This is a genomic window from Buttiauxella sp., from assembly GCF_035271705.1.
Taxonomy (GTDB): Bacteria; Pseudomonadota; Gammaproteobacteria; order Enterobacterales; family Enterobacteriaceae; genus Buttiauxella.
In genome coordinates this window covers 1-8,839 of record NZ_DATERI010000169.1, presented here as the reverse complement: position 1 = coordinate 8,839, position 8,839 = coordinate 1, and the positions used below count along the sequence as shown (strand labels likewise).

At 50.8% G+C, this 8,839-nt stretch carries 7 protein-coding genes and 1 pseudogene; 2 read left to right on the top strand and 6 right to left on the bottom strand.

All coding sequences use genetic code 11. The features are described 5' to 3' along the window. The 5 genes from VJY99_RS15550 to asd form a co-directional block, all read right to left on the bottom strand. The coding region (locus tag VJY99_RS15550) for a glycogen/starch synthase (RefSeq protein WP_324120038.1) at positions 1–422 on the bottom strand (422 nt) is incomplete at its 3' end. A 71-nt stretch (positions 423–493) separates the two neighbouring features. Further along, positions 494–1,774, bottom strand: coding sequence for a glucose-1-phosphate adenylyltransferase (gene glgC / locus VJY99_RS15545; RefSeq protein ID WP_324120036.1), 1,281 nt, complete (start codon positions 1,772–1,774; stop codon positions 494–496). A 14-nt stretch (positions 1,775–1,788) separates the two neighbouring features. Next, positions 1,789–3,771, bottom strand: coding sequence for a glycogen debranching protein GlgX (gene glgX, locus VJY99_RS15540; RefSeq protein WP_324120034.1), 1,983 nt, complete (start codon positions 3,769–3,771; stop codon positions 1,789–1,791). After that, positions 3,768–5,954, bottom strand: coding sequence for a 1,4-alpha-glucan branching enzyme (gene glgB, locus VJY99_RS15535; RefSeq protein WP_324120032.1), 2,187 nt, complete (start codon positions 5,952–5,954; stop codon positions 3,768–3,770). Before glgB ends, glgX begins: the two co-directional genes overlap by 4 nt. 261 nt (positions 5,955–6,215) lie before the next feature. After that, positions 6,216–7,322, bottom strand: coding sequence for an aspartate-semialdehyde dehydrogenase (gene asd / locus VJY99_RS15530; protein WP_324120030.1), 1,107 nt, complete (start codon positions 7,320–7,322; stop codon positions 6,216–6,218). A 163-nt stretch (positions 7,323–7,485) separates the two neighbouring features. On the opposite strand from asd, the gene VJY99_RS15525 reads away from it, so the two are divergent. Together VJY99_RS15525 and VJY99_RS15520 are read left to right on the top strand one after the other, a co-directional pair. Then, complete coding sequence (locus VJY99_RS15525; protein ID WP_324120028.1) at positions 7,486–8,079, top strand: YhgN family NAAT transporter; 594 nt, start codon at positions 7,486–7,488, stop codon at positions 8,077–8,079. 128 nt (positions 8,080–8,207) lie between these two features. Beyond that, positions 8,208–8,339 (top strand): annotated as a pseudogene (locus tag VJY99_RS15520) (transposase); the annotation flags it as partial. A 26-nt stretch (positions 8,340–8,365) separates the two neighbouring features. Here VJY99_RS15520 and VJY99_RS15515 read toward each other — a convergent pair. Further along, positions 8,366–8,698 (bottom strand): hypothetical protein, encoded by a 333-nt coding sequence (locus VJY99_RS15515; RefSeq protein ID WP_324120026.1) that lies wholly within the window; start codon positions 8,696–8,698, stop codon positions 8,366–8,368. Positions 8,699–8,839: the final 141 nt, after the last annotated feature.

The window sequence follows — 8,839 nt, the reverse complement described above, 5'->3', positions numbered from 1 at the left end:
CCCGCATGCCAGTCGTGCGCATGCACAATATCCGGGCGCCAGAAGGGATCCAGGCCACATGCCAACTCAGCCCCTACCCACCCCAACAGTGCAAATCGGTGCACGTTGTCGGTGTAAGCAAACTGATTGGTATCGTGATAAGGGCTACCCGGGCGGTCGTATAAATGTGGAGCGTCAATCAGGTAAATCCCCACGCCGTTGAAGTGGCCATATAACAAAGTCATATGACCCGCGAAGGTGACGCGATGGGCGACAACTTGCGCGTCAACAATGCCACGACGAATGTCAGGGAAAGCGGGCAGCAATACTCGCGTCTCTACGCCGTCTGCGATTTGCGCCGCAGGCAGCGCACCAATCACATCCGCCAAACCACCCGTTTTCAGCAGTGGAAAAATTTCAGAACATACATGTAAGACCTGCATTCTCACTCCCGTATAGAAAGTCGTGGCGCTCTAATTAAATTTCAGGCGCGCCAAGCGTGGGTCAATAACCCTCAAACCAATTTTGCCAGCATCTCCCGCGTCACCAGCACAATACCTTCTTCTGAACGGTAGAAACGGTGTGAATCTTCCTCGGCATTTTCCCCAATGACCATGCCTTCAGGAATGATGCAGGCGCGATCGATAATGCAACGGCGTAAGCGGCAAGAGCGCCCGACTTGCACATCTGGCAGCAATACTGAAGAGTCAATATTGCAAAACGAATTGATGCGCACACGCGGGAATAGCACCGACTGAACCACAACCGAACCAGAAATAATGCAGCCGCCAGAAACCAAAGAGTTCAGCGTCATACCGTGGCTACCTGAGCGATCTTGCACAAACTTGGCTGGCGGCAGCGGTTCCATATGGGTTCGGATAGGCCATTCCTGGTCGTACATATCCAGCTCTGGAGTGACGGAGGCCAGGTCGAGGTTAGCTTTCCAATAGGCTTCCAGTGTCCCCACATCGCGCCAGTAAGGTTCTGCATTGGGATCAGACTGCACGCACGAAAGCGGGAATGGATGAGCAAAGGCAACACCAGATTTCATGACATTAGGGATGATATCTTTCCCGAAATCATGGCTTGAGGACTCGTCTATGTCGTCTGCTTCCAGCAGTTCGTAAAGGTAATCCGCGTCGAAAACGTAAATCCCCATGCTGGCCAGTGCTTTAGAATCGTCACCAGGCATTGACGGTGGATTAGCCGGTTTTTCAACGAATTCAATGATTTTCTCTTCGTTATCAACCGCCATGACACCAAATGCTGAGGCCTCATGCAGCGGAACAGGCATACATGCCACTGTACAGCGCGCACCTTTTTCCACATGGTCAATTAACATGCGCGAGTAGTCTTGCTTGTAGATATGGTCACCCGCAAGAATGACGACATACTCAGCTTTGTAGCGACGAATAATATCGAGGTTTTGCGTGACTGCATCAGCCGTCCCGCGATACCAGTTTTCACCGTGTACGCGCTGCTGTGCCGGGAGCAAATCAACAAACTCGTTCATCTCTTCGCTGAAGAAAGACCAGCCACGCTGAATATGTTGAATCAGGGTATGTGACTGATATTGGGTAATCACGCCAATGCGGCGGATACCCGAGTTAATACAATTCGATAGTGCAAAATCGATGATTCGAAACTTGCCACCAAAGTGGACGGCAGGCTTGGCACGCGTTGAGGTTAAATCTTTCAATCGGGTACCGCGCCCACCAGCCAGAATCAGGGCTACAGATTTATTTGGCAGTTGCCTTGCCAACATCAGAGGATCATTCTTATCAAGCCTAACCATGACTGACTCCTTTTTTATGACTTCTGGAAGACGCATACACCGTGCGCAGGACCATGCCATACAGCCATTACCACCGGGTTGTCCTCACCGGCAAACGGAGGAATGGCGCGCCACTCCCCTTCGGGTAGTACTATTTCAGCCACTTCTTCGGTCGCGTTGATCGTAATGAGCCAACGTTCAGAAAGCTGGATTTGAAGGCGATGAATGCCTTTTTCCCACTCGTCAGCGTTAAGAGGCTGAGCCTCTTTATTCCACCAACGGACATTTTCATCGCCTCCCTCCCACCAGACGTTTTGGGTTAATGCCGGAATCATCTTGCGTAGATGAATCAATGCCGCGGTAAATGTGGTTAAGCCATCGTTACAATTTTCCCAGTCAAGCCAGGTCAGTTGGTTGTCCTGACAATAGGCATTGTTGTTACCGTGCTGGCTATGACCATGTTCGTCACCCGCCAAAAGCATCGGTGTACCCTGAGAAAGCAGTAATAATGTGAGCAAGGCATGAACACTGTCGCGCCGCCGCTCTTTGATATTCAGTGAGGCTTCAATCCCTTCAAAACCATAGTTATTACTGTAGTTGTTTTGCGTGCCATCACGGTTGTCTTCACCGTTCGCTTCATTGTGTTTATGGTTAAAGCTGACACAATCGCGCAACGTGAAGCCGTCGTGGGCAGTGATTAAATTGACGCTAGTTGAAGGCCTGCGTTCTCCACGACGATAGACATCGCTGGAACCGGCAAAGCGGCAAGCAAATCCTCCCAACGATAAATCCTGTTGTAACCAGAAACGTCGCATGCCATCGCGAAAATGATCATTCCATTCTGCAAATAGGGGTGGATAGTTACCGACCTGGTATCCGCCCGGACCAATATCCCACGGTTCAGCAATCAGCTTTATCTGCGACAAAACAGGATCATTTTTGATCGCTTCAAACAGCGGCGCATCCTGGCGGAATTCCGGCGTACGTCCCATTATTGAGGCTAAATCAAAGCGAAAACCATCGATATGGCAGCTATCTACCCAATAACGGAGGCAATCCACTATCTGAGCGACCACGCCAGGAGTGCTCAAATTCAACGTGTTACCACAACCTGTCCAGTTCTGGTAATCACCGTTTTCCATTAACCAATAATAGCTACAGTTGTCGATTCCGCTTAGGGAGAGGGTTGGGCCATCGCGATCCAATTCAGCACTGTGGTTCAGGACAATATCGAGGATCACCTCGATACCCGCTTCGTGCAGTGCTTTTACAGCGCCACGGAATTCATTGGCGGCCACCAGCGGATCCTGATTCACCGCGTAGTAACTTTCAACGGCGTACAGCGCACGGGGGTTGTAGCCCCAATAGTTACTTAGCCCTAATTGGGCGATGCGTGGCTCGGTAACAAAATGCGCCACCGGTAACAGTTCAAGCGCCGTTATTCCTAAGCGTTTGAAATAGTTAATCATCACCGGATGCCCCAAAGCCGCATAAGTGCCACGCAGTTCTTCAGGAATGGCAGGATGAAGCACCGTCAGGCCACGAACATTTGCTTCATAAATAACCGTGTCGCCCCACGGGGTGTGCAGAGGTACGTCGTCTTCCCAGTCGAATTTATCCCGCACCACGACGCATTTCGCCATGTGCGGGGCGCTGTCTTCCAGGTTGGGTTCGTCGTATCCACCGTGAAGATGCGGGTGGTCGGCTGCCCCGCCAATCACGACGCGGGCACAAGGATCTAACAGCAGTTTTGCAGGGTTAAAACGATGGCCGTTTTGCGGATCCCACGGCCCATGCACACGATAACCGTATTTCAAACCTGGTTTGGCATCAGGTAAATACCCGTGCCAGATGTCACCGGTGCGTACGGGTAAGTCGTAACGTAGCTCGTGCCCGTGCTCGTCGAACACACACAGTTCGACTTTATGGGCATTGGCGGAAAACAGGGTGAAATTCACCCCTTTCCCATCGTAGTACGAGCCATAAGGCGCGGAATTCCCGGCTCTGAGTAGTGTCATTCACCCTCCCTCACCAGCCAGATGGTAGAAAGCGGTGGTAACGTCAGGCTCAGAGAATGTTCTCGCCCATGGCTTGGGATCTCATCACTGCGTACCGACCCACTGTTCCCAGTATTGCTGCCGTGATAGTGCATGGAGTCAGTATTAAGCTCTTCGCGCCAACGGCCTGGCTGGTTAATACCGAACCGGTAGTTGTAGCGCGGCACTGGAGTAAAGTTACTGGCGATAATGATTTCATTGCCGTTCGAATCACGGCGCACGAAGATAAATACCGAGTTAACGTTGTCTTCAACCACCAGCCACTCGAAACCATAGCTGTCAAAATCCAGCTCGTGCATCGCAGCATGATGGCGATAAGTCCGGTTTAAATCGCGCACCAGACGTTTCACGCCGTGGTGCCAGTTGTCGCCACCTTCCAGCAGGTGCCAGTCGAGGCTACTGTCGTGGTTCCACTCCCGGCCTTGTGCGAATTCGTTGCCCATAAACAATAATTTCTTGCCCGGGAATGCCCACATCCAGCCGTAGTAAGCACGCAGGTTGGCAAATTTTTGCCATGCATCGCCCGGCATGCGGTCGAGAATAGATTTTTTACCGTGAACGACTTCATCGTGCGACAACGGTAGAACGAAGTTTTCGGTGCCGTTGTACAACATGCCGAAGGTCATTTGTTCGTGGTGATACTGGCGATGCACCGGGTCGAGTTTCATGTAGTTGAGCGTGTCGTGCATCCAGCCCAGGTTCCATTTAAACCAAAAACCCAACCCGCCCATCGACGCAGGACGTGAAACGCCTGCAAAGTCAGTCGACTCTTCTGCCATCGTCACCGCACCTGGTGTCTGCTCGCCGATAATGCGGTTGGTGTTACGCAAGAATTCGATGGCTTCGAGGTTTTCGCGCCCGCCTTTATCGTTCGGGATCCACTCACCTGGCTGGCGGCTGTAATCGCGGTAAATCATCGACGCCACCGCATCGACGCGTAATCCGTCAATACCGAAACGCTCAATCCAGTACAGCCCATTACCCACCAGATAGTTGCTGACTTCACGCCGTCCATAGTTGTAAATCAGCGTGTTCCAGTCCTGGTGATAACCTTCACGGGGGTCGCCGTGTTCATAAAGCGAAGTGCCGTCGAATTTCGCCAGACCCGAGTCATCCGTCGGGAAGTGGCCAGGCACCCAATCCAGCAGCACGTTCAAGCCCGCAGCATGTGCAGCATTGATAAAGAAACGGAAGTCTTCACGCGTACCGAAGCGGCGGGTTGGCGCATACAGCCCTTGTGGCTGGTAACCCCAACTGCCATCGAACGGGTGTTCGTTAATCGGCATCAGTTCGATGTGTGTAAAGCCCATCTCTTTCACGTATGGCACCAGTTGATCCGCGAGTTCACGGTAGCTGAGCCAGAAGTTATTTTCGGTATGGCGACGCCACGACCCGAGATGCACTTCGTAAATTGAAATCGGCTGGTCGAAGCCATTGGCACGCTGGCGTGCAGGGCTGAGCGTGGTTTTATCCGGCAAACCGCAAATCAGCGAGGCCGTTTCTGGCCGCATTTGCGACTCAAACGCATACGGGTCAGCCTTCAGGCGCAAATGCCCGTCGGTATCAATGAGTTCGAATTTGTATAACTGCCCAGGATGAGCGCCGGGAATGAAAAGCTCCCAGATCCCGCTTTCGCGGCGCAAACGCATCGGATGGCGACGGCCATCCCAATAGTTAAACTGGCCGACGACGGAGACACGGCGGGCGTTAGGCGCCCAAACGGAAAAACGTGTCCCGGTGACACCATCCATCGTGTCGGCGTGAGCACCGAGTGTTTCGTAAGGACGTAAATGCGTACCTTCGGACAATAACCAGCTATCGACGTCCTGGATTAGCGGCCCAAAGCGGTAAGGATCATCAATGAGATTTTCATGGCCATGCCACATGACAGCCAGTTGATAACGGAAAGGATTTTTACGACGGGGGATGACCCCACAAAAGAAACCACGCGAATCAATGCACTCTAATTTACCGACCTTACCCCCGGTTTTTGGCTCGATAACCCACACTTCGGTAGCGTCGGGTAACAGGGCACGAACTTCCAGCCCGGCTTCTGTTTTATGCATTCCAAGCAAGGAAAAAGGATCAGCAAAATGACCCGCAATCAGCGCATTTATCACGTCTTTTTCTGGATGAACAGACATGGCACTCGTCCTGTTTTTTATGTCTCATCCCGGCGCAACACTGACACGCTCAGATGAAAATTATCATTGACCTAACAGGCAGCGTAAATGTACTCCTGTCAGCTGCTCCGCCCAATAACCCCTCACGACAGTTTTCACCGTCCTGAATAAAGCATAGCCAACGTACTGTTTTACTCCCGAAAAAATAAAAAGAATGTCATACGCTCCATGTATGACGCGAAAAAAAAGGGGCTGCAATGCCCCTTGTGTAAATAAGTGTACTTATGCGAGCAAGCGCAACATTCTACGCAACGGTTCTGCAGCACCCCACAAAAGCTGGTCACCCACCGTGAACGCTGAAAGGAACTCAGGGCCCATGTTGAGCTTACGCAGACGACCGACTGGCGTGGTCAGCGTGCCGGTAACCGCCGCAGGTGTCAGTTCGCGCAGGGTGATGTCACGATCGTTCGGCACCACTTTCGCCCACTCGTTATGCCCGGCCAGCATCTCTTCGATGGTTGGCAGCGAGACATCTTGTTTCAGTTTGATGGTAAATGCCTGGCTGTGGCAGCGCAGCGCGCCAACACGGACACACAAACCATCAACCGGGATAATGCTGCCGGTATTCAGGATCTTGTTGGTTTCAGCCTGGCCTTTCCACTCTTCGCGGGTTTGGCCGTTATCGAGCTGCTTGTCGATCCACGGGATCAAGCTCCCCGCCAATGGCACGCCAAAATTATCGGTTGGCAAGCTGCCGCTACGGGTCAAATCGGTAACTTTGCGTTCAATATCCAGAATCGCGGAAGCAGGGTTTGAAAGCTCAGTCGCAACGTGATTGTGCAATTGGCCCATCTGGCTCAACAGTTCACGCATATGACGCGCACCGCCACCAGATGCCGCTTGATAAGTCGCAACAGATACCCAATCCACCAGGTCGTTTGCAAACAGGCCGCCCAGAGACATCAGCATCAGGCTGACCGTACAGTTGCCACCGACAAAGGTTTTCACGCCGTTGTTCAGACCTTCCTGAATAACGTGTTGGTTAATCGGGTCGAGAATAATAATCGCGTCATCTTTCATTCGCAGTGAAGAAGCCGCGTCAATCCAGTAACCTTGCCAACCGCTTTCACGAAGCTTTGGATAGATTTCATTGGTATAATCGCCGCCCTGGCAAGTAATGATAATGTCCAGCGCCTTCAGCGCTTCCAAATCATATGCGTCTTGCAACGTGCCATTGTTTTGGCCTGCAAAAGACGGAGCTGCGAGACCTAACTGGGAAGTAGAGAAGAAAACCGGACGAATGGCGTCAAAATCGCGCTCCTCAACCATGCGTTGCATGAGAACGGAACCGACCATACCGCGCCAACCGACAAAACCAACATTTTTCATAGCGACTAATCCTGCAAGGGTGTGTGCATTGTGTGCATTTACTGGAACATGCGTCCACATTACAAAATGCTGCCAAAGTCGCAAGTTAAATTAATCAATGATATGCAAGCGATTAGAAATACAGCTTATTAATGAAGATATTATTAATTAGAGAACACCATTCATGACTGAAATTATTTCTGCGGCAGTACTGTTAATCCTGATTATGGACCCATTAGGAAACCTGCCGATTTTTATGTCAGTGCTCAAGCACACAGAGCCGAAGCGCCGCCGGAAGATAATGATCCGCGAGCTACTTATCGCACTGATAATTATGCTTATTTTCTTATTTGCAGGGGAAAAAATTCTCGCGTTTCTTAATCTTCGCGCAGAAAGTGTCTCTATTTCCGGCGGGATAATTCTGTTCCTGATTGCCATTAAAATGATTTTCCCAAGCCATGAAGGGAATGCCTCTGGCCTGCCTGCGGGTGAAGAGCCGTTTATCGTGCCGCTGGCGATCCCGCTGGTTGCCGGGCCAACGCTACTGGCAACTTTAATGCTGTTATCGCACCAGTACCCGAATCAAATGGGGCATTTAGTCATCGCGCTGTTGCTTGCCTGGGGTGGAACCGTGGCGATTTTGCTGCAATCGTCGTTGTTCTTGCGTTTGCTGGGTGAGAAAGGTGTGAACGCGCTGGAACGTTTAATGGGCCTGGTGCTGGTGATGCTGGCAACCCAAATGTTCCTCGATGGCCTTCGGGTTTGGATGAAGGGCTAAGTTTATCCTCCCCTCTCCACAAGGAGAGGGGGTAAGACCCACATTAAAGCCATACCATAAGAAAAACCGCCCTTGTTTGAACTGCACCCCAAAAGTTGGATCCCCAACTGATTAAGGTGCAGTTTTTTATGAGCAAGTATTCTGTCAGCTTCAAGCTTGAGGTCGTGCAGCACTATCTTTCCGGACCGGAAGGGTACAAGGCGACAGCAAAACGTTTTGGTATCGATCACAGTGCCGTTCGTAAGTGGTCTGCTGCCTTTGGCGGTTTTTCTTATGGTATGGACGCTTAAAAAAAGAAGAAGATGCCTGTTTTATATTCAATCGCTTTATTAAGCTGCGAAAGGAATCCTTGTACGGCCTCATCCTCACTTGAGGAATATTCCTTATCAGCAAATAACTTTGCTTTCTCCAGGTTTTCGATACCCGTTAATTTTTCGTCTTCATATTCATCAATATTGATATCGAATAACGTATTCATTAACCCAATTAATCCGATGGATACCAGCGTGTTGTATTGCTCATCGCTGATTGTGAAGTCGATAAGCTCACCTTCAGCATTGTCGCAGTAATCAAGTTTATCCATAGCCTCCGGGCTAACGGGTACTGAGATATATTTCATTTATTCACCCCCCAAAATATTGAAGTGAGTGACTTCATTATACTCACTTTGAGTCCTTCCAATTTGCTTACCAGCTTCCAGAAGCTTATTGTTCGGGATATTCCCGTCCAGGTCGAGATAAGTTCTCTTACCCGGTAATGA

Coding starts and splice junctions, on each gene's coding strand:
- glgC (WP_324120036.1), bottom strand. CDS start 1,774: ATGGTTAGGCTTGATAAGAATGATCCTCTGATGTTGGCAAGGCAACTG.
- glgX (WP_324120034.1), bottom strand. CDS start 3,771: ATGACACTACTCAGAGCCGGGAATTCCGCGCCTTATGGCTCGTACTAC.
- glgB (WP_324120032.1), bottom strand. CDS start 5,954: ATGTCTGTTCATCCAGAAAAAGACGTGATAAATGCGCTGATTGCGGGT.
- asd (WP_324120030.1), bottom strand. CDS start 7,322: ATGAAAAATGTTGGTTTTGTCGGTTGGCGCGGTATGGTCGGTTCCGTT.
- VJY99_RS15525 (WP_324120028.1), top strand. CDS start 7,486: ATGACTGAAATTATTTCTGCGGCAGTACTGTTAATCCTGATTATGGAC.
- VJY99_RS15515 (WP_324120026.1), bottom strand. CDS start 8,698: ATGAAATATATCTCAGTACCCGTTAGCCCGGAGGCTATGGATAAACTT.